Source organism: Aquirufa sp. A-Brett2-15D, from assembly GCF_054558735.1.
In genome coordinates this window covers 112616-137845 of record NZ_JBSKFT010000004.1, presented here as the reverse complement: position 1 = coordinate 137845, position 25230 = coordinate 112616, and the positions used below count along the sequence as shown (strand labels likewise).

22 protein-coding genes are annotated in these 25230 nt (G+C 42.7%); 11 read left to right on the top strand and 11 right to left on the bottom strand.

Annotation, left to right across the window (positions count from 1 at the left end; all coding sequences use genetic code 11):
- The first annotated feature begins 2 nt into the window (after positions 1 to 2).
- Both porV and ACST14_RS10600 read left to right on the top strand, forming a co-directional pair.
- Entirely contained in the window at positions 3 to 1154 is a 1152-nt protein-coding gene (gene porV, locus ACST14_RS10605; protein ID WP_459463369.1) for a type IX secretion system outer membrane channel protein PorV, read from the top strand.
- A 1-nt stretch (position 1155) separates the two neighbouring features.
- Positions 1156 to 2421 carry a M16 family metallopeptidase gene (locus ACST14_RS10600; RefSeq protein ID WP_459463367.1) on the top strand — a complete coding sequence of 422 codons (1266 nt, stop codon included), beginning with the start codon at positions 1156 to 1158 and terminating at the stop codon, positions 2419 to 2421.
- A gap of 3 nt (positions 2422 to 2424) precedes the next feature.
- Here the strand turns inward: ACST14_RS10600 and ACST14_RS10595 are convergent, their stop codons facing one another.
- Positions 2425 to 3333, bottom strand: coding sequence for a PfkB family carbohydrate kinase (locus ACST14_RS10595; protein WP_459463365.1), 909 nt, complete (start codon positions 3331 to 3333; stop codon positions 2425 to 2427).
- Positions 3334 to 3343: 10 nt separating this feature from the next.
- Positions 3344 to 4519: a hypothetical protein gene (locus ACST14_RS10590; RefSeq protein WP_459463363.1), complete on the bottom strand. Its 1176-nt coding sequence runs from the start codon at positions 4517 to 4519 to the stop codon at positions 3344 to 3346.
- Positions 4520 to 4645: 126 nt separating this feature from the next.
- Between ACST14_RS10590 and cysS the strand changes: the two genes are divergently transcribed.
- The 5 genes from cysS to typA all read left to right on the top strand — a co-directional run bounded on the left by cysS (position 4646) and on the right by typA (position 11651).
- Positions 4646 to 6136 (top strand): cysteine--tRNA ligase, encoded by a 1491-nt coding sequence (gene cysS, locus ACST14_RS10585; RefSeq protein ID WP_459463361.1) that lies wholly within the window; start codon positions 4646 to 4648, stop codon positions 6134 to 6136.
- A gap of 1 nt (position 6137) precedes the next feature.
- On the top strand, positions 6138 to 6878 hold the full coding sequence (locus ACST14_RS10580; RefSeq protein WP_459463359.1) for a rhomboid family intramembrane serine protease: 741 nt from the start codon (positions 6138 to 6140) through the stop codon (positions 6876 to 6878).
- 1 nt (position 6879) lies between these two features.
- Positions 6880 to 7734 (top strand): rhomboid family intramembrane serine protease, encoded by an 855-nt coding sequence (locus ACST14_RS10575; protein WP_459463358.1) that lies wholly within the window; start codon positions 6880 to 6882, stop codon positions 7732 to 7734.
- A gap of 60 nt (positions 7735 to 7794) precedes the next feature.
- Positions 7795 to 9747 carry a 1-deoxy-D-xylulose-5-phosphate synthase gene (gene dxs, locus ACST14_RS10570; protein ID WP_459463356.1) on the top strand — a complete coding sequence of 651 codons (1953 nt, stop codon included), beginning with the start codon at positions 7795 to 7797 and terminating at the stop codon, positions 9745 to 9747.
- 95 nt (positions 9748 to 9842) lie between these two features.
- Positions 9843 to 11651: a translational GTPase TypA gene (typA, locus tag ACST14_RS10565; protein ID WP_459463354.1), complete on the top strand. Its 1809-nt coding sequence runs from the start codon at positions 9843 to 9845 to the stop codon at positions 11649 to 11651.
- A gap of 34 nt (positions 11652 to 11685) precedes the next feature.
- Here typA and ACST14_RS10560 read toward each other — a convergent pair whose 3' ends face one another.
- From ACST14_RS10560 to ACST14_RS10525, 8 genes are all read right to left on the bottom strand, one after another.
- A complete protein-coding gene (locus ACST14_RS10560) occupies positions 11686 to 13629 on the bottom strand; it encodes a ComEC/Rec2 family competence protein (RefSeq protein WP_459463352.1) in 1944 nt (647 codons plus the stop codon).
- 17 nt (positions 13630 to 13646) lie between these two features.
- Positions 13647 to 14219, bottom strand: a complete 573-nt coding sequence (gene nadD / locus ACST14_RS10555; RefSeq protein ID WP_459463350.1) for a nicotinate (nicotinamide) nucleotide adenylyltransferase — start codon at positions 14217 to 14219, stop codon at positions 13647 to 13649.
- Positions 14216 to 14785, bottom strand: a complete 570-nt coding sequence (gmk, locus tag ACST14_RS10550; RefSeq protein ID WP_459463348.1) for a guanylate kinase — start codon at positions 14783 to 14785, stop codon at positions 14216 to 14218. Before gmk ends, nadD begins: the two co-directional genes overlap by 4 nt.
- 12 nt (positions 14786 to 14797) lie before the next feature.
- Positions 14798 to 15079 (bottom strand): phosphohydrolase, encoded by a 282-nt coding sequence (locus tag ACST14_RS10545; RefSeq protein ID WP_459463346.1) that lies wholly within the window; start codon positions 15077 to 15079, stop codon positions 14798 to 14800.
- A gap of 38 nt (positions 15080 to 15117) precedes the next feature.
- Complete coding sequence (locus ACST14_RS10540; RefSeq protein ID WP_459463344.1) at positions 15118 to 15723, bottom strand: sigma-70 family RNA polymerase sigma factor; 606 nt, start codon at positions 15721 to 15723, stop codon at positions 15118 to 15120.
- Between the two features lie 69 nt (positions 15724 to 15792).
- Positions 15793 to 16302: a hypothetical protein gene (locus tag ACST14_RS10535; protein ID WP_459463342.1), complete on the bottom strand. Its 510-nt coding sequence runs from the start codon at positions 16300 to 16302 to the stop codon at positions 15793 to 15795.
- A gap of 1 nt (position 16303) precedes the next feature.
- A complete protein-coding gene (mreC, locus tag ACST14_RS10530; RefSeq protein WP_459463340.1) occupies positions 16304 to 17143 on the bottom strand; it encodes a rod shape-determining protein MreC in 840 nt (279 codons plus the stop codon).
- 6 nt (positions 17144 to 17149) lie between these two features.
- Positions 17150 to 18175 carry a rod shape-determining protein gene (locus tag ACST14_RS10525; protein WP_459463338.1) on the bottom strand — a complete coding sequence of 342 codons (1026 nt, stop codon included), beginning with the start codon at positions 18173 to 18175 and terminating at the stop codon, positions 17150 to 17152.
- Positions 18176 to 18469: 294 nt separating this feature from the next.
- On the opposite strand from ACST14_RS10525, the gene ACST14_RS10520 reads away from it, so the two are divergent.
- Positions 18470 to 19396: a helix-turn-helix domain-containing protein gene (locus ACST14_RS10520; protein WP_130922635.1), complete on the top strand. Its 927-nt coding sequence runs from the start codon at positions 18470 to 18472 to the stop codon at positions 19394 to 19396.
- A gap of 141 nt (positions 19397 to 19537) precedes the next feature.
- Here the strand turns inward: ACST14_RS10520 and ACST14_RS10515 are convergent, their stop codons facing one another.
- Positions 19538 to 21169, bottom strand: a complete 1632-nt coding sequence (locus ACST14_RS10515) for a pseudouridine synthase (protein WP_459463335.1) — start codon at positions 21167 to 21169, stop codon at positions 19538 to 19540.
- A 131-nt stretch (positions 21170 to 21300) separates the two neighbouring features.
- On the opposite strand from ACST14_RS10515, the gene ACST14_RS10510 reads away from it, so the two are divergent.
- From ACST14_RS10510 to ACST14_RS10500, 3 genes are read left to right on the top strand one after another with little or no spacing between them, the layout of a single operon-like run.
- Positions 21301 to 23307: an OmpA family protein gene (locus tag ACST14_RS10510; RefSeq protein WP_459463333.1), complete on the top strand. Its 2007-nt coding sequence runs from the start codon at positions 21301 to 21303 to the stop codon at positions 23305 to 23307.
- Complete coding sequence (locus tag ACST14_RS10505; protein ID WP_459463331.1) at positions 23300 to 24637, top strand: dihydroorotase; 1338 nt, start codon at positions 23300 to 23302, stop codon at positions 24635 to 24637. Before ACST14_RS10510 ends, ACST14_RS10505 begins: the two co-directional genes overlap by 8 nt.
- A 1-nt stretch (position 24638) precedes the next feature.
- Positions 24639 to 25226 (top strand): ribonuclease HII, encoded by a 588-nt coding sequence (locus ACST14_RS10500; protein ID WP_459463329.1) that lies wholly within the window; start codon positions 24639 to 24641, stop codon positions 25224 to 25226.
- Positions 25227 to 25230 lie beyond the last annotated feature (4 nt).

The following is a 25230-nucleotide window of genomic DNA, read 5'->3' as shown; positions in this document are numbered from 1 at the left end:
CCATGAAACAATTAGTGACCCTGATTTTATGCACCTTAGGATTTAATACCCTAGCTCAAACGACTTTAGTTTCTGGCCAAATCAATGCCGGGAGAATTCCTACTCCTACCCTCTTGTTCTTAAACGTGGCACCAGATGCGCGTTCTGCGGCGATGGGGGATGCAGGAGTGGCCTTGTCAGTAGATGCTAATGCCATTCACTGGAATACGGCGAAGCTTGCAACTACAGAAAAGAAAATGGGATTTTCCATGTCTTACACGCCTTGGTTGCGTAACCTAGTCAATGACATGGCACTCTATAATATAGCGGGCTATACGGTGACGAAGAAGAATTTAGTCTTTGGCTTTTCGGTTGATTATTTTGACCAAGGCATGTTCCAAGCTACGTTAGATAATGGAACAAGTGCAGGAAATTTTAATTCAAAAGAATTTGCATTAGGCATTTCTCATGCTCGGAGATTATCGCCGGCGCTTTCTTTAGGGATGAATTTGAAATACATTAATTCGAATTTATTAGGTAACTACCAGGGTGGCGGAGGAATAAGCAATGCATTGAAGCCTGCAGAAACGGTGGCGGCGGATGTTTCGGTATTTTACTCCAAGCCCAGCGTAGGACCATGGAAATATAGCTATGGCTTGACCCTTTCCAACATATCAGGTAAAGTAACCTACGGCGGAACGGAGAAGAATTTTATTCCCACCAATTTACGTGTCGGTATGGCGGCAACCCATGAAATAGATGATTTGAATAAATTAACATTCACCGTTGACTTCAATAAACTAATGGTTCCTACTCCTCCAGCTTATGTAAATGGCAAAATGGTGGGCACGGATCCGGCGACGGTTTCGGCGATTGGGGGAATTTTTGGATCTTTAGGGGATGCGCCAGACGGGATTAGTGAGGAGATGAAAGAAGTGACTACCTCGATCGGGGCGGAATACCTATTTAATAATTCCTTTGCCTTACGAACAGGCTATTTTAATGAGAGTGAAATGAAGGGAAATCGCAAGTACTTTACCTTTGGGGTAGGCTTTAAGATGGACTCGAAATACGGTCTTGACTTTGCCTATTTAGTACCAAGTGGACAAGGAAGTCCCCTAGCGAATACCTTACGTTTAACGCTCATTGCGGGTATAAATCAGCCCGTTAAATAATATGCTAGATCGCAGTATTGCCCCAGCCGCCTATCCGGTGGAGAAAGTCTTATTCCCTACACCTAGCCAGTTTACCTTATCGAATGGAATCGAGGTTTGGGTAGTTTCTGCTGGAGAACAGGAGGTTTTTAAATTTGAATTAAGTACTAAAGCTGGTGCGATTCATAGTCCTTTGGCTGGAATAGCGGGAATGACAGCTTCGCTCATGAAACGAGGCACATCCGAACATTCAGCACAAGAGATACATCAAAGTTTTGATTTTTTCGGTGCATTTTGGGATATACAGGCGAGTCTAGATCACGGCACTTTTACTGTTTATGGCTTAAATAAGCACTTTAATTCTTTAATGCTGCTGGTAGCAGAAATTCTACAGGACGCCACATTTCCCGCTGAGGAAGTGGAAAAAGAGATTGAAATCGAACGCCAAAAAACGAAACTCAGCTGGGAAAAAACCTCCTATGCTGCAAGCCAAAAATTTCGTTCTCAAATTTTTCCAAACGACCCATATGGTCGCTTCACGCTTGCTGAATCCTTCGATCAATTAGATCAAAAAAAACTTATTCAGCAGTACGAAGCCACTTGGAAAGCACAGAAACCGGTCATTTTCCTGTCTGGCAAGATTTCAGAGGGACAAATAAAATTTTTAGATCAAACACTAGGCCAAATTACCTTTAGTAGCCCAGCGATTCACATTCCTACACTTCAAGTTGCTTCCAAGCCTCTAAAAATCAGGGAAGAGAAAGAGGACTCCGTTCAAAGTTCCATTCGTTTCGGTCTGTCTGCTGTTTCAAGAACCCATCCAGACTATTTTAATTTCAGCTTGATGAATACCGTTTTAGGCGGCTATTTTGGATCTCGCTTGCAAAAAAATATCAGGGAAGATAAAGGTTTCACCTATGGTATCTCCTCCAGCTTAGCCCCCTATCCGCGGGGCGGGTATTGGGTCGTGGGAACGGATGTGAATGGGGAAAATGTGAATGCGACTTTGGCAGAAATAAAAAAGGAAATAAGCATTCTTCAAAACGATTTAGTCCCTCAAGAAGAATTAGACATCGTGAAAAGCTATCTATTAGGGAGCTTCACTGGAGAGCTCACTCAAGCTTTCGATATCGCGGAAAAAGTGCGAGTAATTCAATTAAATGGCCTGGCAGCCGATTTTTTTGACCAGTACCAAGATCATATACAAAATATCCAGGCCCAGGATATTAGAGACATGGCTGCTAAATACCTGAACCTGGATCAAATGCACGAAGTTATCGTGGGCTAAGAATTAAAACGAGGCTAATTCTTTAAATTCATTCACACGGCCAGCTAAATCAGCTTCCGTAATTTCGAATAAACGTTCTGTTCCGAATTTCTCCACACAGAAAGAGGCCATCGCCGAACCGTGTACGATAGCCTTACGCATGTTTTCGAAGGAGATATCATCTGTCTTCGCAAGGTATCCGATAAATCCACCCACAAAGGTGTCTCCAGCTCCAGTCGGATCAAATACCTCTTCTAATGGCAATGCTGGGCAATAGAACATGCGATCCCCTTGGAATAGCAAAGCGCCATGCTCCCCTTTCTTAATAATTAAGGTTTTAGGTCCCATCGCCATGATTAATCTCGCGGCAGTACGGAGCGAATATTGCTCAGATAATTGACGTGCCTCCTCATCATTAATGCAAAGGACGTCTACCATCGTCAAAACGCGTTTCAAATCATCCATCGCCACATCCATCCAGAAATTCATCGTGTCCATGACGACTAATTTGGGGCGTTTATTTAAGCCCTGAATCGCTTCGATTTGAACCTGCGGCGTTAGATTTCCTAACATTAAATAATCACAATCCTGGTAAGAGGCTGGGATAGCTGGCTTGAAATCAGCTAACACATTTAATTCCGTCACTAAAGTGTCACGGGAATTCATATTGTTATGGTATTTACCAGCCCAAAAGAAAGATTTCTCCCCTTTCTTAATCTGCAAGCCGTCCAAGTTGATGCCACGAGACGACAAGGTGTCCATGTATTCTTTAGGAAAGTCGTCTCCTACCACAGCCACTACATTTACCTTAGGTAAAAAGAAAGCTGCAGACAAGGCGATATAAGTACAAGATCCACCGATAATTTTATCAGTTTTCCCATAAGGGGTTTCAAGGGCGTCGAACGCTACGGTTCCAATGGATAATAAGCTCATAATAAATGATTTAACCTACTTTAGGACAACGACTAAAGGCTTGGTTTGGGTTGAAAAAATATCGGTATGTAATAAAAGTTTTATCATTCGTGGCTCCTAACTGGGAGACAAATCGAAGCATTTTAGGATTAAAGTCCCCTACCCAGTTCATATCCATGGTCGCATAGGGATAGAAAGGATTCGTTCGAGCAACTTCACGGAAACGTAGCGCAATCGCGGATTCAACTCCCTTACCTTGGTGCTCAGGAGTTACGCCAAAAATCACCCCACAAGTCCGGGTCAACGTTCCTTTCATCTTTAATAAGAGGAATTTTATCATGCCCCACCAATTCAGTTTACCGTTTAGGTGTTTCACGATTTGGTTTAGGTCTGGGATTACAATAAAGAAAGCCACCGGTGTCCCATCGGTTGTATAGGCAAACCACAATAATTGCTCATCGATGATGGGCTTCATGGTTTTCACTAGTTTTTGGGCAGATTCCGAGCTCATTTCCTTCACCCCAGGGAATTTCGACCAAGCCGCATTAAAAATGAAGCGAAAATCGTCTGCGTATTTTGGTAGATTACTCTTCTCAATATGTTGAAAGACATAATCTGGATTGTTAAAAATGCGTTGCGCTTTTTCCTCGATTCCCTGCGTGACGTTTGCTCCTGCAATAGAGGAAACGAATACATATTGTTGAAAATAGTCCTTAAAACCGTAGTTTTCGAAGAATGCGATGTAATAAGGTTTCGTCCAGGGCATTTTATAGGTAGGCTCAAACTCCCAGCCTTTGACCATCAAACCCCAGAAACCATCGCGCTCCCCAAAATTAATCGGGCCATCCATCCCCTCCATTCCTCGCTCGGCTAGCCAATTTTTACAGGCATCAAAAAGTAATATAGCTGCACTTTCATCCTCAATACACTCAAAAAAGCCCATTCCTCCCACAGGCACTTCGCCTTCCTTGGTATTGCGTTCATAGAAAGCAGCCACTCGACCGATAGGCTCACTGGAATCCGAAAATAAAATCCAACGAATTGCTTCACCTTGCTTAAAATGGGGATTCTTGCGTGGATCGAAAACAGCTTCCACATCGTTATCTAATGGACGAATCCAATTTTGGTCAGTTGTATATAACTGAACAGGTAATTCCAGAAAGGTCTTTTTTAATCGAGTGTCGTCTCCTACTTCTCTCAAAAACATGCCAAAAACGATTTAATGCAAAACAAATACAAAGGTAATGAATTGCGTTTGGGTTTGGTGAATTAAAAGAATCCAATTAATTTTAATTAATATTATTCTCTTTCGATCAGAAACGATCCGCTTACCATGCAGCCCTTAAAAATATACAATACCCTGAGTCGTGAAAAAGAACTTTTCACCCCGATCCACGAAAATCACGTTGGACTTTATGTCTGCGGGCCCACGGTATACAACTATGTTCACTTAGGTAATCTGCGCACATTTACGTCTTTTGACATCCTAAACCGCTATTTATTGCATATCGGATACAAGGTGCGTTATGTGAGAAATATTACGGATGTGGGTCATTTAGTGGGTGATGGTGACGAGGGTGAGGATAAAATAGGGAAGATGGCCAAACTGGAAAAGTTAGAGCCGATGGAGATCGTCCATCGCTTTACACAGGATTTCCATCAGGTATTAGAAAAATTCCATGTTTTGCCTCCTAGCATTGAGCCTACGGCGACAGGGCATATCGTAGAACAAATAGAGACGACGAAATCCTTAATTGAGAAGGGAGCAGCTTACGAATCGAATGGTTCGGTCTATTTTGACATCGAGACCTATAATAAGAATGGGGGGAATTACGGCCATCTATCCGGTCGCGTAATCGAAGATTTATTAACCGAAACTCGGGATTTAGATGGGATGGGCGAAAAGCGAAATCCATTGGATTTTGCGCTTTGGAAAAAAGCGTCACCAGAACACATCATGCGCTGGCCGTCCCCTTGGGGAGAGGGTTTCCCAGGCTGGCACTTAGAGTGTACTTGCATGAGTCATAAATACTTAGGGGATACGTTTGATATTCACGGAGGTGGAATGGACTTAAAGTTCCCCCACCACGAATGTGAAATCGCGCAGGCAAAAGCGGCATACGGTCGCGCTCCGGTACGGTATTGGATGCACACTAATATGTTAACGGTGAATGGCCAAAAAATGAGTAAATCCCTGGGAAACTCCTTCTTGCCATCCGAATTATTTGCGGGAAGTCACGCCCTTTTAGAGCAAGCCTACAGCCCCATGACAGTGCGCTTCTTTATGTTGCAATCGCAATACCGCAGCACCTTAGACTTTTCAAACGATGCGCTAAAAGCAGCGCAAAAAGGCTATAAGAAAATCGCCAATGGCTTGCGCATCATTAAAAAATTAGTCTATCCAACGGATATCACGGCAAATCCAGATGCTGCTCAGGAAAAAGAAATCAACGACGCGATCCAAGGTTGCTACGAAGGGATGAACGACGATTTAAACACGGCCGTAGCAATTGCACACCTGTTTACTTTATTAAAGAAGATCAACTCTATTTATACCGGTGGAGTAGCTTTTGAATCCATCTCAGCTGAAACATTTTCGAACTTACAGCGTTCATATGTCAGCATTTTAGAAGATGTTTTAGGGCTACACGAAGAAATCCCTGCTGAAATGAATGGCTTGACCGATGAACTTCTTCAGCTTTACAAGGGTTTCAAGGAAAGTAGACAATATGATAAAGTAGACGAGATCCGCGGCGCCTTTAAATCAGCTGGATTATTAATTAAAGACATGAAAAACTCCATTGACTGGGGATACGAAGAATAATATGCTCAGAAATTTAACACCCACCGTACGGAATTTGATTTTCATCAATGTCGCGATGTTCTTAGGATCAAGCTTCATTCCAGATGAATTATTTGCCTTATATTTCTTCCAGTCCACTAATTTTCATTACTTCCAAATCATAAGCTACATGTTCATACATGCAAATTTTTTGCATTTGTTGATGAATATGTTTGGGCTATATATGTTCGGATCGATTTTAGAAAAAGTGTGGGGTGGACAGCGATTTTTATTTTTCTACCTTTTCTGTGGTGTAGGCGCCGGTCTTTTACATGAGGCAATTCAATATTTCCATGATTATGCGAGCATTCGAAAGGCGCTAGAATTAGCTATTTCGAATCCTAATTCCGATTTCTTGATGGATTATTTCAATCGATTTGATGGCAGTTCTGCGATCAACGAAGGAAAAATGAATACCACCGGGGCAATCGAACATTATAAAAATTATACTACCCAAAATCCAGTAGTAGGAGCTTCAGGAGGTGTTTTTGGCATCTTGATGGCCTATGGCTATTTATTCCCTAATTCAGAGATGTTTGTGTTTCCTATTCCCATTCCGGTGAAAGCTAAATACCTGGTGATGGGATTTGCCTTTTATGAACTGTATGCTGGCAGAGCTGCTGCTGAAGGAGATAATGTGGCTCATTTTGCCCATTTAGGAGGAATGCTTTTTGCGGTGATTTTATTATTAATTTGGCGCCAAAAGAGAGACAGTTTCTATTAATATGCTCAGTATTTATAACGATATAAAAAATATTATTCAGCAGCCTGGACAGGGCTTATTGAAGATCATTATAGCGAATGGAGCCATTTTCATTGCTTTAATGATCGTCCGCGTGGGCTTATTGATCGCTGGAAAATCTGAATTATTTGACGCCTTTTTTGCGCAGGTTTCTCTTCCTTCATCCCTTGATTTACTACTCCAAAGGCCTTGGAGTCTACTAACTTATTTTTTCTTGCACATCGAGGTCTTCCACCTGGTGTTTAATATGATGTTCTTGTATTGGTTTGGCATCATTATCCAGGATTTCATTGGAAATAAGCGCCTCGTTCAACTCTTCTTTTATGGCGGTTTAGCTGGGGCTGTGGCCTTTATAACGGCCATGAATACCGTCAGCTTTTTCATTGAAAAAGGGCCTAATTTTATGAATGGGGCCTCTGCAGGGGTTTTTGCGGTGGTGGTTGCCGCAGCCACGATTCGACCTAATTACGAAGTGCGTTTGCTTTTATTGGGGCAGGTGCAAATAAAATATATTTCAGCCTTTTATGTACTTTGGTCCTTCATTGAAACGACCGGATCGAACGCTGGAGGGAACATTGCCCATTTAGGAGGGGCGATTATAGGATTCATTTTCGCCAAAAACTTTTTAGCTTCATCCCGTCCACAAGCCCTATTTGAAATTAAAATTAAAGAATTTGCACAGGTAGTCAACCAGAAAATTCAAACTAGAAAAGAACCTGAAACTGTACCGGAGGACGAGTTAAACTCCATTTTGGACAAAATATCACAATCCGGATATGATAGTTTAACGGATTACGAACAAAAAAGATTATTCAAAGCGAGTCAAAAAAATGAATAAGGCTTAAAAACATTTTTACCTTTGCCTTGTTACTCTTTCACCCTTACATCACAAGCGTCTATGCAATTTGAAGCCGGTCCATTACTTAGTAAAATCAACTCTCCGGAGGATTTGCGTAAGTTGCCGAAATCAGACTTAACTCAAGTTTGCGCTGAATTGCGTCAGTTTATCATAGACAACGTATCGGTGAATGGGGGCCATTTTGGCGCCTCTTTAGGTGTAACCGAGTTAACTGTAGCCTTGCATTATGTGTTCAATACGCCTGACGATCAATTGGTTTGGGATGTGGGGCACCAGGCTTACGGACACAAAATATTAACTGAACGGCGGGACGTTTTTCATACAAATCGCTTAATTAACGGCATTTCCGGTTTTCCGAAGCGTTCTGAAAGCGTATACGACACCTTTGGCGTAGGTCATTCCTCTACTTCTATCTCCGCAGCACTGGGTATGGCAGTGGGATCACGCTATAAAAAAGAAACACAAAGGCAGCACATCGCTGTGATTGGGGATGGATCGTTAACCGCGGGGATGGCTTTCGAAGCCATGAACCACGCAGGTGATATCCCGAACAATATGCTCATTATCTTGAACGATAATTGCATGGCCATCGACCCTAATGTGGGGGCCTTGAAAGAATATTTAACGGATATCACCACGTCTCACACCTATAATAAGGTGAAAGATGACGTTTGGAATCTGTTAGGGAAGATGTCCAAATTCGGAAAGACGGCACAAGAGATTGTTTCCAAGATCGAAAATGGATTGAAAGCCACGCTTTTGAATCAAAGTAATCTATTTGAATCGCTTAATTTGCGGTATTTTGGCCCTATCGATGGTCATGACATCGCTAATTTAACGACTGTATTAAATGACTTAAAAGATATACCTGGCCCGAAGATTTTGCATTGCATTACGACCAAAGGAAAAGGATATTCACTAGCCGAAAAAGATCAGACGCTTTGGCATGCACCTGGGAAATTTGATAAGACAACAGGGGAAATTCACAAGAAAACCTTTGATGATCCACAACCGCCTAAGTACCAGGAGGTTTTTGGTCATACACTCTTAGAATTAGCCGAAAAAAATCCGAAGATCATGGGAGTTACTCCGGCGATGCCATCAGGATCTTCCATGAATATTATGATGCAGGCAATGCCTGATCGGGCTTTTGACGTGGGAATTGCGGAACAACATGCCGTTACTTTCTCCGCTGGCCTAGCTACGCAAGGATTAACCGTCTTTTGTAATATTTACAGCACCTTCATGCAACGCGGCTACGACCAAGTCGTACATGATGTTTGTTTGCAAAAATTACCTGTCATCTTTTGTTTAGATCGCGCTGGACTAGCGGGAGCAGATGGTCCTACACACCACGGTTTACTTGATTTAGCCTTTATGCGTTGTGTGCCAAACATGATTGTGGCTGCCCCTCGCAATGAGCAAGAGTTGCGTAATATGATGTACACGGCGTCTTTAGATTCCTTCAAGGCCCATGAAAAAGCGATGACCATTCGTTATCCACGTGGAGAGGGTGTTATGCCCGCTTGGAGAACTGACTTAGAAGAAATTGAAATAGGCAAAGGAGTTCAAATACTGGAGGGGGAAGAAATCGCCATCTTATCTATTGGACATATTGGGAATGAAGCGATCGCCGCTTGCGAGGCCGCGCGTGCCCAAGGATTAAAACCTGCTTTATTTGATATGCGATTCGTGAAACCTTTAGACGAAGCCTTATTACACCGCATTTTCAAAGAATTTAAGACGATTATTACCATAGAAGACGCCGCTATTCAAGGCGGATTCGGTTCAGCCATTGCTGAATTCCTGGTAGACCACAGCTATACTTCTAAACTAATTCGCCTAGGAGTTCCCGACGAAATCATCGAACATGGGGAGCAAAAAGAACTTTATGCCCTATGTGGAATTGATGCAGCAGGTATTTTAGTAAAAATCCTAGCTAATAGCTCTGTGCAACCTGTGAAAAATAATCCGAAAGCACTTGTTTCTTAATTTGTTAATAGTACTTTTCAAAGAAATATTCCCTACCTTTGCACCTTGAATTTCCCAGTTAAAGGAATTTCGTTTCATTCAACGAATACATTTTTATGCTAAGCATTCGCAACATTGCCATTATTGCCCACGTTGACCACGGTAAAACTACCCTAGTTGACAAAATCATTCATGCCTCCAAGATTTTTAGAGAAAATCAAGAATTTGGAGATTTGATCCTTGACAATAACGACTTAGAGAGAGAAAGAGGGATTACAATTACGTCTAAAAACGTATCTGTTCGTTATAACGGGGTAAAAATTAATATTATCGATACACCTGGTCACGCCGACTTTGGCGGTGAAGTAGAACGCGTTCTACGTATGGCAGATGGTGTGATTTTATTAGTGGATGCTTTCGAAGGCCCTATGCCTCAAACACGTTTCGTTTTATCTAAGGCAATTGCCTTAGGTTTAAAGCCTATCGTGATTGTAAATAAAGTAGATAAAGAAAACTGTCGCCCGGACGAAGTACATGAAAGTGTATTCGATTTGATGTTTAACTTAGAGGCGTCAGAAGATCAATTAGACTTCCCTTGTATCTATGGTTCTTCTAAGCAAGGATGGATGAGTACTGACTGGAAACAACCAACAGATAATATCATTCCTTTATTAGATGCCATCATTGAGCACATTCCAGCTTCTAAAGTACAAGAAGGTACACCACAAATGCAGATTACGTCATTAGACTATTCTTCTTTCGTAGGTCGTATCGCGATCGGCCGTTTAGAGCGCGGAACGTTAACAGAAGGCATGCAAATTGCTTTATGTAAAGCGGATGGTTCAACGAAGAAAATGCGTATCAAAGAACTTCAAGTATTCGAAGGTCTAGGAAAAGTAAAAGTAGAAAAAGTAGAGTGTGGTGAGATTTGTGCCATTACAGGTATCGAAGATTTCGAAATTGGTGACACAGTCGCTGATGCGGAGAATCCAGAGGCGTTAGAGCGTATCGCTATCGATGAGCCTACGATGAACATGTTGTTTACGATTAACAACTCCCCTTTCTTTGGTAAGGAGGGTAAATTAGTGACATCTCGTCACTTACGTGATCGTTTGTTCAAAGAGACAGAGAAAAATTTAGCCTTAAAAGTACTTACAACAGATAGCGAAGACAAGTTCTTAGTGTTTGGTCGTGGTATTCTTCACTTATCCGTATTAATCGAAACGATGCGTCGTGAAGGTTATGAATTACAAGTAGGTCAGCCTCAGGTTATCTTCAAAGAAGGAGAGAACGGAGAGCGCCTAGAGCCTATCGAATCATTAGTAGTAGACGTTCCTGCAGAAGTAGCTGGTAAAGTAATTGAATTAGCGACTCAAGGAAAAGGTGAGTTATTGATCATGGAACCTAAAGGTGACTTACAACACTTAGAATTCAACATTCCATCCCGTGGTTTGATTGGATTACGTTCGAAAGTGTTAACGGCTACCTTTGGAGAGGCGATCATGGCCCACCGTTTTATTCAATACGAAGCATTTAAGGGAGCGATTCCAGGACGTATCAACGGATCATTGATCTCAATGAACACAGGTCCTGCCATTCCTTATGCCATTGATAAATTACAAGATAGAGGGGTGTTCTTCATCGATCCAGGCGAAGAAATTTACACTGGAATGGTAGTAGGTGAGCACAATCGCCAAAACGACATCGAGGTAAACCTTCAAGCATCAAAGCAATTAACGAATATGCGTGCGTCTGGTACAGACACCAATGCAAAAATTGCTCCTAAATTAAACTTCTCATTAGAAGAGTGTATGGAGTTTATCCAAAAGGATGAATACTTAGAAATCACTCCTAAATCATTACGTATGCGTAAAATTTGGTTAGACCCAAGTGAGCGTAAGCGTAACGAAAAGAAGCCAAGCTAATTTCCGAAAGGCTGCCCTCACCGGCAGCCTTTTTTTATAGCTCTATCGCTTGCCGCTCATCCAAAAAATAATAGTGCCTGGGCAGATACGGCTTCAACACCCCCATCCAATAATCCGACGGTTTCTTCAAGAAATACCAAGTGGCCCCCCGCCAGCTTTTTAGCCAAACAGGATTCTTGTACTTTATCTCTTTGCCAATAACCAACGTTTGCTGCCCCCTACACTCTGTAGGTTGTCGAACATAGGCAAACTTCTTGCCATGATAAATCCATTGGACATTCCCCTCTAAAGGCCAGCGCAGCGTCAAGGTGTCCTTCACTCCTTCATTCGACCACAGTGGGCTTAGATGTGATTGAATCCAGGCAGGTTCAACGGAGATAGGTAAGGAAGCAATCGAATGCCGCCCTGCCATTTCTACCCAAACAGCTTCCCCCTTTAAAGTGCTCAGGTACGCCGCAGGTTTTATTTCTGGTATTTGCCAAAACAACAAACCCACTAGCGCACAACTTTTCCACCTCCGAGGCGCCCAAACTAAGATGGCGATAGCCATAAAATACCCCCAAATTTCAAAGAGTGAAATGCGTAAAAAGGGGATCACCGAGGTAAATCGTTCTACCCATTGAAACATCAAACCATGCAGTAATTGAAAACTAGTAGAAAGTGTATAGGCTAAAGGCTGAAAGGCCCATTCGGGCAAAAATGATCCAATCCCCAGAAGCAAAAAACCTAAAAAGAGCGCAATGGAAGAGAACAGAATTAAAAAGGGATTCAGCAAAAAAAACGAAACCGGATGCGGCAATTGATGGAAATAATAGACGATCAAAGGCCAGGTCAACATTTGGGCAGCTAAAGCGACGCAGGTTAATTCCCAAATTTGGGTCAAAGGCCAACGAAGCAAGCCTGTAAACTGAAAAAGACGTGCCCAGCGTTGCTGAAAAACAATTAATCCCCAAACCGCTAAATAAGAAAGTTGAAAACCTGGGTCATACAGCGAGGCTGGATGTATAAACAGTAGCACGAAAGCACTAAAAGCCAAGGTATTCAGACTGTTTTGTCTTTGGAGAAAAGTTTTGGCAAATAAAATCACTGAAAACATCCAAGCGGATCTCAAAACCGGCAAAGAAAAACCACTAATCCCTGCATAACACCAGAGCAAGGCCATCATCAATCCAAAAAACACATAAGGGCCCACCGGCCGGCGCTTCAATGAAAAACCAAAAATCAAGGAAAGACCCATATACAAAAGACCCACATGTAGTCCTGAAACCGACAAAATATGAATCGCCCCTAAAGCGGAATACGTGGACAAAGTTTCAAAATCGATCTTCGTCTTCACTCCTAACAACATCGCCTCCGCGACATCTCTATCACGGCCAGGCTCAAAAGCGCGCTCTAATAGGCTAACAAAATGGGCCCGCGCTTTTGTGAAAAAGCTCACATCCTCCTCGCCTTTCCGCAAAAGTCGAATTCGATCGACTGAAACATAAGCCGATCCTCTAATTCCCTTTAACTCATAATAGTCTCTCCAATCTTTTTCATGCGGAAAGAGTGGTGCGGGGAATGGTTTTAATCCTACGCGAACTTCATAGACATCCCCTGCCCTCGGTCTCTGAATTTGATTTGTTATATACAGCCGATACAATCCAGGACTTTCGTGCCATATCGCTGAGGAATTCCGAGAACCTATACATCGAGCTAAAACGGACCAAGATTTAGGTTTTTGCTCGACTTGACCCTCCACTTGAAAAACCCAGCCGTCGCTAGGACGCACACTCGGAACGGGTTTTAGATATTCAGTCCAAGCCATGGAACTGGCGACAAACAAAGCCGAAATTCCGATACTTTTTAAAATTCGAGAAGGAAAAAAAAGAAGAGGGGACGCAAATAGCAGCCCATAATGAGTTCCCGAAAACAGAATTCCCACCATCCAAAGCAGGACGATTCGGACAAAAGGAAAACGAGAAAAATAGGAGTTCATCGATTAGGCGGAAAGGCCTAAAGGTAGAAGTTTTTAGTAGCGATTAAGGCCTCCACTTCATCAGGAACTAGATATTTTATAGACTTACCTTGTTGAATACAGGCCCTTATATAGGTCGCCGAAATATGTAAAACAGGTGCCTCGATCCGCTGAACGTTCTTATGTGCCCACAAATCTGAGCTTGGCTCTTCTCCTCGTGGATAGACATAGAGGCCATAATAATCAAGTATTTGGTGGTAGTTTTTCCAGCTTTTGAACTGTTCTAAATTATCGCCCCCTATAATCAGCTTAAATTCCGTAAATGGATGACGCTCGGCTAAATGAACCAGCGTATCTATCGTGAAGGAAGGACGTGGTAAATGAAACTCGATATCTGACGATTTGAAGGCAAAATTATCTGCAATGGCACGGTCTACTAGATCTAAACGATCAAATTCGTGCAAGAGGCTCTTGGTCTTTTTATGCGGATTTTGGGGGGAAACGACGAACCAGATTTGGTCTACCTCCGTCTGATTCAACACGGCCTGCGCAATGATCAAATGACCCTGGTGAATGGGGTTAAAAGAACCAAAAAACAGGCCTACTTTCATGATTTCTTCAATTGATCGTATAAGGCTTGTGCTTCTGCCACAGCCTCCTCCAGCTTATCATTCACTAAAATCACATCAAATTGATCTTGAAAAGACCACTCGAATTTCATCTTAAATATGCGTTTCGACAAAGCCTCTTCGTCTTCCGTTCCACGAGAGCGTAACCGATCTTCCAACATTTCTAAGGTAGGTACCTTCACAAAAACCGCTAAAGCGCGATCCCCGTAATATTTTTTCAAGGCTAGACCTCCGCGGACATCCACATCAAAAATCACCTGTTTCCCCGTCGCCCAAATACGCTCAATCTCCGATTTAAGCGTTCCATAATAGGCTCCCGAATAGACCTCTTCCCATTCCACAAATTCATCATTAGCAATTTTCTGCCGAAAGTCATCTGGAGTCAAAAAATAATAATCCTTTCCGTGCTCCTCATGACGACCACGTTTATCCCGCGTACAAGCAGAGATAGAAAAGCCTAAATCAGCATTGCGTGCTAATAATTCTTTAACTATAGTAGTTTTACCGGAGCCCGAAGGGGCGGAAAATATGATGAGTTTGCCTTCCAAAAATTCTGAGGATTAAATGAACCAACAAAATAAGGGAATTAAGAGCAATATAAGCAGTAGAATGGATGATATTTTTAACCGAATGCTATCAACTAGACTAGAAGGGCATTTCGAATGACAAGAGGATTTTAATGCTTTGCGTAAAGCTGCTTCTAACTCATGCCCTTCTTTACATGGCAAACATTGATCCTTATTAGCCAAAAAACGGTTTTCTTCCTCAGCAGTCGCTTCCTTATCCAAGATTCGTTGGATCAGCTTCATGCAATCGGGTTGATGGGAGCAATTCGTTTTCATAATGTTACTAACAGAGCTTCTAAAAAAATAGTTCCTAACTAGGCTGACAACATGTCAGTTTTGTAGCCTTTCTTTTCCGCATAGGTAGCTAACGTTTGTTTTAACATGGTTCGCGCCCGGTGAAGTCGCGAGCGGACGGTTCCGATGGGGATATTCAGAATTTTGGCCATTTCCTCGTAGCTGAACTCCTCTAAATCGCAAAGTATGATAATCATTCTAAAATCAACGGGCAAAGCCTGGATAGCAGATGTGATTTCATCCCCCAGCATTTCGTTCACCGTTTCGGCCTTCAAATCCGCTTGAAAAGCGGGTTCCGGATCATCTTCTCCTGCAAAGGATTGCTCCACCCATTCAAATTCTACTTTGGATGGACCTCGGGATTTTTTTCGGTAATCGTTAATGAAATTATTCTTGAGAATGCGGAATAACCAGGCTTTGGCATAGGTCCCAGGCTCAAATGAGCCAATAAAACGAAAGGCCCGCATGCAGGTATCTTGCACTAAATCATGCGCATCATCCTCGTCATTCGTCAGTCGTAGGGCAAAATTATACATCGCATCCAGATGAGGTACAAACTCCTTTTCGAAGAGTATTCTTGCTTGCGATTCTGTCAGCTCGGTGGCTGAACTTGTTGATGTACTCATGGCGGTTTATCTATAAGATATACCTAGGCTTACAATTTAAACGCCAAAAAGTAAAGATGACAAAAAGGCCTATTTACCCTTGTTAAATAATTCTAACAAAGTAAACACCGTAAGCCCTAAAAGAGTACTTAAAAATGCCTTCAACAGACTGAGTCCGAATAAACTCGCATTACTTGCCTCTAAAAGAAACAACACTACATGGTGTGTGAACAACATCAAACCTAAATAGGGGAAAAACCACATCCATTTCATCTCATCAAGACTAATGGAAGACCGCTCATCATACCCATTAGCAGGGGTTAAAAATTTAAAAATGGAAGGCCGTAACCAAGTCACTAGAACCGTGGCGAAGGCATGCATCCCGTGCGTATTATAAAATATATCTAATAACCAGCCTAAGGCGAATCCTCCCAAAATAAGGTAAGCAGGCGGCGTATTAATAGGCGCTTTGATAATCGCCCATAAATAAATGAAGCAAAATCCGTAATAAAATAAGGCCAAATCCCGCAAGAATAGCAACTGCACAACGATCGATAAAACCACCGCAATCAACCACTTGTATTGAAAATTTGCGCTCATATTAGTCGATTTTAGGTTTAGCTTGGTCTAATTTCGCCTGCTGACCCGCAAATTTGTTCTCAATCACATACACATAACGCAGTGTGGAAAAATGGGTCAATAACATCACTTTGATATCGTGAAAAGTTCCGTCATCCTGTAAGCCGACTTTGGCCACAATACCAATCGGAATATTCGGAGGATACACGGCATTATAATCAGAGGTAACGATGGTATCCCCTTTCACTACTTTCTTGTATTTAGATACATCCATCAGCTCAGCCACTTCGGATTGATAGCCCGGCCATTTAATGTAGCCGAGTTCACCGGACGATTTAATTTTCGCAGAAACCGTATTACTGGTATGCAGTACAGAAACAATTAAGGCTAAATTCTTCTCGCAGGAAATCACCTTCCCTACGACGCCAGTGGAGGAAATAACGGCCATGCCTGGCTTGATGCCATCTTGGTAGCCTTTTTCGATAGTTAAATAATTCTGGGAGTTGCGCGTGCTTTGGTCAATTACTTTACAGGCAATGGGCTTGTAGCGATCTAAAGAGGCTTGACTAAAAAAACTAAGATGCTCTGCCTTTCCCTGTACCTGAGCCTGCAATTGAAAAATTTGCTGATGTAATTTTTGATTCTCAAGGGCTAATTCGCCATTGATCTCTCGCAATTGGTGGTAGCTTGCCACTTCTTGACGGGCAGATAAAATAGACGCTGCCCAGGCATTCGTCGTATTAAAATAAATCGTGTGTTGGTAATTATTGTAAGTAAACACAGACCAAAGACTGATCCCCTGCAGCAGAACAAACAAGAGCAGGTTTCGCTGACGCAATAAAAACTCAAACAGTTGATTCATCCCCTACTAGGTAATCAATACCGCACGGTATTTCTCTAAGTTTTTCAAAATCTCCCCTGTTCCGCGAATTACCGCCTTCAAAGGATCATCCGCCACGTGTACTTTCAATTGAGTTTTCTTCTCAATACGCTTATCTAAACCGTGCAACATCGCACCACCACCCGCTAAATGAATACCGTTATGGAAGATATCGCCGGATAATTCCGCTGGAGCTTTTTGTAAAGTCTCCATAATCGCCACCTCAATCTTCGTGATGGAGCTATCTAAAGCATACGCAATTTCTGAATAATTAATCAAGATTTCCTTAGGGATACCGGTCATTTGATCACGGCCACGAATTTCAAAATCCGCTGGAGGATTCTCTAATTCTGGTAAAGCAGATCCCACTTGAATCTTGATCTGCTCCGCAGAACGCTCACCGATAACTAGTTTGTGTTCTCTTAATAAATAATCTTTAATGTCGCGAGTAAACTCATCCCCCGCCACACGAATCGAATTTTCTACTACGATACCACTCAAAGAAATAATTGCCACCTCCGTGGTTCCTCCTCCGATATCTACTACAAGCGATCCATTAGGTTGTTCAATATCAATTCCGATACCGATTGCCGCAGCAATAGGTTCGTGTACCATATACACTTCACGTGCTCCAGCATGTTCTGCGGAGTCTTTTACGGCTCTTTTTTCCACCTCGGTAATACCCGATGGAATACAAATCACCATTCGTAGAGCTGGAGAAAAGAAGGAATTTCCCTTATCCATCATCTTGATTAAACCACGCATCATTAATTCTGCCGCGGTAAAGTCTGCAATCACACCGTCTTTTAAAGGACGAATCGTCTTGATGTTATCATTTGTTTTCTCGTGCATCATCATCGCCTGACGACCCACGGCTAATACCTTATTCGTATTACGATCTAAAGCGATAATCGAAGGTTCGTCTACAACGACCTGATCTTTGTGAATAATCAAGGTATTTGCCGTACCTAAGTCCATGGCAATATCCTTCGAAAGAAAATTAAATAAGCCCATCTGATTTTGTGATAGTAAAACACAAATTTACATAAAAAATGCCCTAAATTTTGAAAAAAATAGAAATTTACAATTTCCTCGAAATAATCATAAAATAGGCCAAAGCAGATGCTCCGAATTACTTCCATACAACAATCTACCTCTTATTGATATATTACAAATAAATACCCGAAAAAAAATAGGGCAAAAGGGACAAATTAATCGACGAAATAATTTGGAATTATTATCTGTTTTATTAGTTTTGTCCAAGTTTATTTAGGAAATCGTATTAATTACACCGTTTGGTGATAAATTATGGAAGATTACAACAAGATCATTGAGTCCTTAGGTGTTAAATTCATCAAAGCGAGAAACATTAGAATATTACAACCGATTCGTATCAAGAATTTCTATGACGTAGAAAATTCACTCTTGATATTGTACAAAGGGGAAGTATCTTTTGGTGAGGAGGAGACTCCAGTTGAAGAGGGTGATATGCTATTTATCCCAGGCGGTAAAATGATCAGCGTAACCTACGGAAACGCAGAAAAACCGAAAGCTGTGAACAATGAAGAGTTCATGACACATCGGGAATTGTATTTTGACCAAAACACCGACGCTTCGCTCATCGGAACGCAACCCAACTCTTTCGGGATGGTGGCCTTCGAAGCAAAAGTTTTCGATTCAGTTAACTTCTTTACTTCTTTAGATATTCCTCCGTTCTTAATCAAACGTGATGATAAATTAGCGGCGACTATCCGCGAAATCTTAGAAGAGGATCTTTCTGATGCCATTGGAAAAGGACGTATCATCAAGATCAAAACGGAAGAGATCGTTATCGAAGTCATTCGTTACATTATTGAAAACCGTTTATTCGTAGAGCAATTAGCGACGAACTCGACTTACTTTAAAGATCCTCGCTTAATCGATATCTTCGCTTATATCAAGGATCATTTAGGTGGTGATTTATCGAACAAAGTTTTAGCGAACGTAGCGAACGTTTCAGAAGACTATGTAGGTCAATACTTCAAGATGTTAACGGGTATTAACCCACAAGATTATATCGAGTACCAACGTATGGAAGCGGCGGTAGGTTTACTTCGCACCACGAAGAAATCTATCCGCGCGATCGGTTCCGAAGTAGGGTACAAAGACACGGCGTATTTCTGCCGTCGTTTTAAGATGATGTTTGGTATTCCAGCAGGAAAAATGAGACGAAGAGAATCGTTGATGAATATTTAAACAAAAAACCCGCTGATAAACAAAAAACCCGCTGAATTTCTTCAGCGGGTTTTTTGTTAGTAGACAGTCGGCAGTGGTCAGTCGACAGTAACTGACTACTGCCGACTGATCACTGGCTACTGTATCGAAGCGAAGCTGCGACTACATCAAATACTTCAACTTCACTAACTCTCTCTCCGTTAAGAATCTCCAGCTTCCGCGTGGAAGATCTTTCTTCGTTAATCCAGAGAAAGTGGTGCGGTCTAGTTTCGTTACTTCGTAACCTAGGTGTTCGAAGATACGACGAACGATACGGTTTTTGCCAGAGTGGATTTTAACGCCGATGACGTAGCCGTCTGGAGTGACTTTGGCCAAATCATCTACTTTAATTTCGCCATCCTCTAAAACTAAACCTTCCTTAATTTTTTCGAAATCTTCGTCCGTCAAAGGTTTATCTAATTCTGCCTGGTAAATCTTCTCGATTTCGTTCGATGGATGCGTTAATTTATCCGCTAATTCACCGTCGTTTGTTAATAATAACAAACCAGTCGTGTTTCTATCCAAACGTCCCACCGGGTAAATACGCGATTCTGTTGCGTTCTTTACTAATTCCATGACGGTCTTGCGATCGTTCGGGTCGTCGGTAGTTGTTAAAAAGTCTTTTGGCTTATTTAATAATAAGTAAACTGGTTTTTCGCGGTTTAACTTACGGTTACCGTATTTTACGATATCCGTCGGATGCACCTGATAGCCCATTTCTGTGATTACCTTATTATTTACCTTGATTTCACCCGCTTCGATTAATTTATCCGCATCGCGACGAGAACAAATTCCCGCGTTTGCGATGTAGCGATTTAAGCGAATTTCGTCAGAACGACGATCAGTTTGGGCGATTTTCTTTTGGATTTTCGCCGGAGCACGCTCCTTGTAACGATCTAATTTATATTGAGGCTCGAAAGCGGGACCTGCATCAAAACGCGAACGACTTTTAAAGGTCTCACGATCTGAATAACGGGGATTGCGATCTCCTTCTGGACGCTCAGGGCGATCAGCAGAACGCTCTGTACGCTCCTCATAACGACGCTCAATACGCGCAGTTGGATTTTCATCAAGCGGTGTAGTAGGCGCAGACGATTCCTCAGAACCCTCTGGCTTAGGGACCGCATTGCGATCCCAGCGATTTTCTCCTTTATAAGGCGTACGTGTTGGATTTTCAGTTCTGCCAAAAGGCTTGCGTTCGCCACCTTGGTAGGGTTTGCGCTCGCCATCAAATGGCTTGCGATCTCCTCCTTGATATGGTTTGCGTTCGCCGCCTTGGTAGGGTTTGCGCTCGCCATCAAATGGCTTGCGATCTCCACCTTGGTAGGGTTTGCGTTCGCCGCCGCCTTGGTAGGGTTTGCGCTCGCCATCAAATGGCTTACGGTCTCCACCTTGGTAGGGTTTGCGTTCGCCGCCGCCTTGGTAAGGTTTGCGCTCGCCATCAAATGGCTTACGGTCTCCACCTTGATAAGGTTTGCGCTCACCACCGCCTTGATAGGGTTTGCGCTCACCATCAAATGGCTTGCGATCTCCACCTTGGTAGGGCTTGCGTTCTGATGAAAAACGATTAGTTGATTCTTGTCTAGGTGCACGTGGTGCACTTGAGTCATTGCGTGGTCCGCTGAAATCGCGGCCTCCTGAAGGACGACCTTCTGATCTGCTTGCAGATCTTCCTGTGGATCTGTCTGATGACGCACGACCTTCTGATGGTCGGCTGTCACGACGGTTATCGTCGTTTGAAATTCTTTTTCTCATAATTGTACAACATCACTGCTGGGAATAAATGATGACGAACGTTTGTCATCTTGCTTTCGATTGTCGAAATTTAGGCAAAGGTATATAAAATAATCGGGTTTGTATTTACATTTACGTTAGTTAAGCCATATATGAAATTCCTAAAGCCATTCTATTCAAGCGTTTACCTCTTTTTGATAGCGATCGTCGGCTTATTGAGTAGCTGTAATTATGATGCGCGTCTGTTCAGAAAAGCAAAGCAAAATTTCGAGTTAGGGGAATACGAATGGACGATTCGGGAAGTTAAGCCTTTGGCCCAAAGATACTTCAGGGCCGCTGAAACGAATTATTTTGTAGCAGAATCCTATCGACTTTCGAACCGCATCCAGTATGCTGCGCCGTTTTATTTAATTGCCAAAGAAAGGGGCTACGAAGACAAAAATATCAACTTGAATCTCGCCTACGCCGCTAAAGCGAATGGAAAATACGCGGATGCGAAAAAATACCTGAAAGAATTTATCGATTCTAAACCCTCCCGCGAACTAGTGGTGAAGGCCGAAATTGAATTAGATAATTTGCCCGCGGTAGAGGAATACAACAAAAAGCCGAGCCCCGTAAAGATTCAAGGACTAGTGGGGAATACGAATCAAGCGGAATTTGGCCCGATTAAAATGGGAGATGACCTCATTTTAACGAGTTCGAAGAAGCCTTTGATTTACAAAAACAACGGACTCCCCTTCTTAGGTCTCTATAAAGCTCACCTGAAAAAACCCGGAGAGATTGAAAAATTAGAACTGTTCAGCCCTAATTTACTAGACGCTAACGCAAATGAGGGTACGCCGGCCTTTTCGAAGGACGGAAATTTGATGGTTTTTGCGAGAGGAAATTCGGGTAAAAGTAAGGATCCGTCACCGGACGTAGATTTGTATATATCTACTAAAAGAGATGGGAACTGGTCTACACCAGAACGCTTAGCGATCTCTGATTCAATTGGTTGGGATGGGAGTCCCGCTTTTTCACGTGATGGGAAAACACTCTATTTTAGTTCCAACAGACGCGGAGGAAAAGGCGGACTGGATTTGTATCGGGCACCGATGGATAATTCAGGACGTTTTGGAAGACCTATTAATTTAGGATCCACCATTAACACAAGAGGAAATGAAATCTTCCCTTATGTTTCTGAAGACGGAAAGCTCTATTTCTCTTCTGATGGACACCCTAGTTTAGGAGGTTTGGATATTTTCGTGGCTAGTCGTAGCGGTGATGAAATCCAAATTGAACACCTCGGCATACCGGTCAATTCAGTGGCCGATGATTTTGGCCTATTTTTATCGGATGTTACTCAAGGCTATTTCAGCTCAAACCGCGTAGGTGGTAAAGGGGATGATGACATTTATTATTTTGAGTCCACGGGTTCTGAGGATCGCTGGTGGTCGAATGAAATCACGATTACAGAAAGTACTGAGCCAGTAAAAGTGGCTTTATATCATCTAAGAACACAAATCCTTAATGCTAGAAACAAGCCGATCGCTAACGCTAAAGTAGGAGTTAAGCGCAATGGAGAAATTCAGCCGGTGATGTTTACGGACGCCAAAGGATATTTGGAAATCATCGACTTAAATCCTGCCGACCAAATCAGCTTCAACGCCAGCAAGGAGAAATTCTTAACCAAACGCAGCGAGTTTTTGATGGATGGCCGGGATATTCCGAAGCAATTATTGAAGAAGGAATTGACTGACACGACTTTTGACCATAAAATCATCCTAGGCCAAGCCGAAGTGGGCGAGGAAATAGGTGCCTTATTTGACGTAAACCCTATTTATTACGATTTAGATAAATCAACTATTCGTCCAGATGCCGCCGTCGAATTAGACAAAATTGTACAGGTTTTAAAGGATAATACGGATATTTCCATCGAATTAGGCTCACACACGGATGCGCGTGCGAGTGCGAGCTATAACATGAAATTATCGCAAAGACGAGCTGAATCAGCCGTTAAATATATCATCGAACACGGAATCGAGGCAGCTAGAATCAAAGCCAAAGGCTATGGAGAAACGCAACTCATCAACGGTTGCAGTGATGGCGTAGATTGCAACGAAGAAGCACACCAAGAAAACCGCCGAACTGAATTTAAAATCACTGATTTAAATGACTAATTACGTTCTAAAAAATGCCCAAATCGTTAATGAGGGCAAAATTATCGCATCCGATCTTCGAATAGCGGATGGACGCATTGCTAAAATCGCTTCAGATATCCACCCGGCAGCAGGGGACGTCGTAATAGACCTTAGTGGAAAACACATTTTCCCAGGTATGATCGACGATCAAGTGCATTTTAGAGAGCCTGGCTTGACCCATAAAGCAACTATCGCTAGTGAAGCGCGCGCAGCTGTGGCGGGAGGAGTGACGAGTTTTATGGAGATGCCGAACACGATTCCCAATGCTTTAACTCAGGAATTATTGGCGGATAAATACGCGATTGCGGCGGCTGGATCTTTGGCAAACTACTCCTTCTTCATGGGGGCCGGAAATGATAATTTAGAGGAGGTTTTAAAGACAAATCCGCGCGATGTTTGCGGAGTTAAAATATTTATGGGCTCATCGACGGGCAATATGCTGGTAGATAATACGCAGACTTTGGAAAAATTATTCTCCAGCTGCGAAATGCTGATCGCGACCCATTGTGAAGACGAACCCACGGTAAGAGCTAGAACGGCCGTTTTCAAGGAAAAATACCCAGAAAACGCTCCTGCTTACATCCATCCTTTAGTTAGGAACGAAGAAGCTTGCTATTTATCATCTTCGATGGCGGTGGATTTAGCGAAGAAAAACAATACTCGATTGCACATTTTGCACATTTCCACCGAGGAGGAATTAGCCTTGTTTGAAACGGGTAAAGCGGTGAAGGACAAGAGAATTACGGCAGAAGTTTGCGTGCACCACCTTTGGTTTGACGCCTCTCAATATGATACGCTTGGCAATCAAATTAAATGCAATCCTGCGATTAAAGATGCGCGCCACAAGGCGGCTTTACGTAAGGCTTTGGTCTCCGGGGAACTCGATATTATTGCCACAGATCACGCGCCACACACCTGGGAGGAGAAATCCCAGGAATTTTGGAAGTCGCCAGCAGGTTTACCCTTAGTGCAACACCCCTTATTAATTATGATTGAAATTGCCAAGGAAGGTCACATAAGCCTCGAGCTCATCGCCGAGAAAACGGCGCATGCCGTAGCGGATTGTTTCCAAATCGAAGAGCGCGGCTACATTCGCGAGGGATATTGGGCTGATTTAGCAATCATTGATTTACAAAAACCGACAAGCGTTTCTAAGGAGAATATTCTATTCCAATGTGGCTGGTCGCCTTTAGAGGGTCAAACCTTTTCCGCCTCCGTAGAACAAACCTTTGTTTCTGGTCAACTGGCCTATTCCAATGGCTCGTTCAACGAAGCCGTTCGGGGAAAACGCTTATTATTCAAGCGCTAACATGTCCTCGCTGCTCCCCTTTTATGCACCTATCGGGCTGGAAGCCGGCTTAGATGAAGCAGGGAGAGGTTGTTTAGCGGGTCCAGTAGTTGCCGCAGCGGTTATTTTGCCGCGGGATTTTCACCATCCTTTTCTAACGGATTCAAAGCAAATGACCTTGCGTCAACGCAATGAATTAAAGCGTTTAGTGCGCGAATATGCGATTGATTATGCCATCGCGGAGGTAGATGCGGCAAAAATTGACGAAATCAACATATTAAAAGCGAGCATTTTAGCCATGCACTTAGCGGTGGATAAATTAACGCATCGTCCGGAACACCTGTTGGTCGACGGAAATCGTTTTTATAGCTACCCTTTAACCCCGCATACCTGCATTGTGAAGGGGGATTCCAAGTATTTTTCGATAGCTGCTGCCTCTATTTTGGCCAAAACCTACCGGGACGAATGGATGGAAAAAGCAGCTTCTGAGCACCCTGGTTATGGTTGGGAACGGAATGCCGGCTATCCTACGCTTCAACACAGAAAAGCCATACTCGAAAAGGGTCAAACAATACTCCACCGAAAAACGTTTAAGGTAGAAATAAAATAATTTC

Excerpts from the sequence above, each read along its gene's own strand:
- porV (WP_459463369.1), top strand. The coding sequence starts at position 3 with ATGAAACAATTAGTGACCCTGATTTTATGCACCTTAGGATTTAATACC.
- ACST14_RS10600 (WP_459463367.1), top strand. The coding sequence starts at position 1,156 with ATGCTAGATCGCAGTATTGCCCCAGCCGCCTATCCGGTGGAGAAAGTC.
- ACST14_RS10595 (WP_459463365.1), bottom strand. The coding sequence starts at position 3,333 with ATGAGCTTATTATCCATTGGAACCGTAGCGTTCGACGCCCTTGAAACC.
- ACST14_RS10590 (WP_459463363.1), bottom strand. The coding sequence starts at position 4,519 with ATGTTTTTGAGAGAAGTAGGAGACGACACTCGATTAAAAAAGACCTTT.
- cysS (WP_459463361.1), top strand. The coding sequence starts at position 4,646 with ATGCAGCCCTTAAAAATATACAATACCCTGAGTCGTGAAAAAGAACTT.
- ACST14_RS10580 (WP_459463359.1), top strand. The coding sequence starts at position 6,138 with ATGCTCAGAAATTTAACACCCACCGTACGGAATTTGATTTTCATCAAT.
- ACST14_RS10575 (WP_459463358.1), top strand. The coding sequence starts at position 6,880 with ATGCTCAGTATTTATAACGATATAAAAAATATTATTCAGCAGCCTGGA.
- dxs (WP_459463356.1), top strand. The coding sequence starts at position 7,795 with ATGCAATTTGAAGCCGGTCCATTACTTAGTAAAATCAACTCTCCGGAG.
- typA (WP_459463354.1), top strand. The coding sequence starts at position 9,843 with ATGCTAAGCATTCGCAACATTGCCATTATTGCCCACGTTGACCACGGT.
- ACST14_RS10560 (WP_459463352.1), bottom strand. The coding sequence starts at position 13,629 with ATGAACTCCTATTTTTCTCGTTTTCCTTTTGTCCGAATCGTCCTGCTT.
- nadD (WP_459463350.1), bottom strand. The coding sequence starts at position 14,219 with ATGAAAGTAGGCCTGTTTTTTGGTTCTTTTAACCCCATTCACCAGGGT.
- ACST14_RS10545 (WP_459463346.1), bottom strand. The coding sequence starts at position 15,079 with ATGAAAACGAATTGCTCCCATCAACCCGATTGCATGAAGCTGATCCAA.
- ACST14_RS10540 (WP_459463344.1), bottom strand. The coding sequence starts at position 15,723 with ATGAGTACATCAACAAGTTCAGCCACCGAGCTGACAGAATCGCAAGCA.
- ACST14_RS10535 (WP_459463342.1), bottom strand. The coding sequence starts at position 16,302 with ATGAGCGCAAATTTTCAATACAAGTGGTTGATTGCGGTGGTTTTATCG.
- mreC (WP_459463340.1), bottom strand. The coding sequence starts at position 17,143 with ATGAATCAACTGTTTGAGTTTTTATTGCGTCAGCGAAACCTGCTCTTG.
- ACST14_RS10525 (WP_459463338.1), bottom strand. The coding sequence starts at position 18,175 with ATGGGCTTATTTAATTTTCTTTCGAAGGATATTGCCATGGACTTAGGT.
- ACST14_RS10520 (WP_130922635.1), top strand. The coding sequence starts at position 18,470 with ATGGAAGATTACAACAAGATCATTGAGTCCTTAGGTGTTAAATTCATC.
- ACST14_RS10515 (WP_459463335.1), bottom strand. The coding sequence starts at position 21,169 with ATGAGAAAAAGAATTTCAAACGACGATAACCGTCGTGACAGCCGACCA.
- ACST14_RS10510 (WP_459463333.1), top strand. The coding sequence starts at position 21,301 with ATGAAATTCCTAAAGCCATTCTATTCAAGCGTTTACCTCTTTTTGATA.
- ACST14_RS10505 (WP_459463331.1), top strand. The coding sequence starts at position 23,300 with ATGACTAATTACGTTCTAAAAAATGCCCAAATCGTTAATGAGGGCAAA.
- ACST14_RS10500 (WP_459463329.1), top strand. The coding sequence starts at position 24,639 with ATGTCCTCGCTGCTCCCCTTTTATGCACCTATCGGGCTGGAAGCCGGC.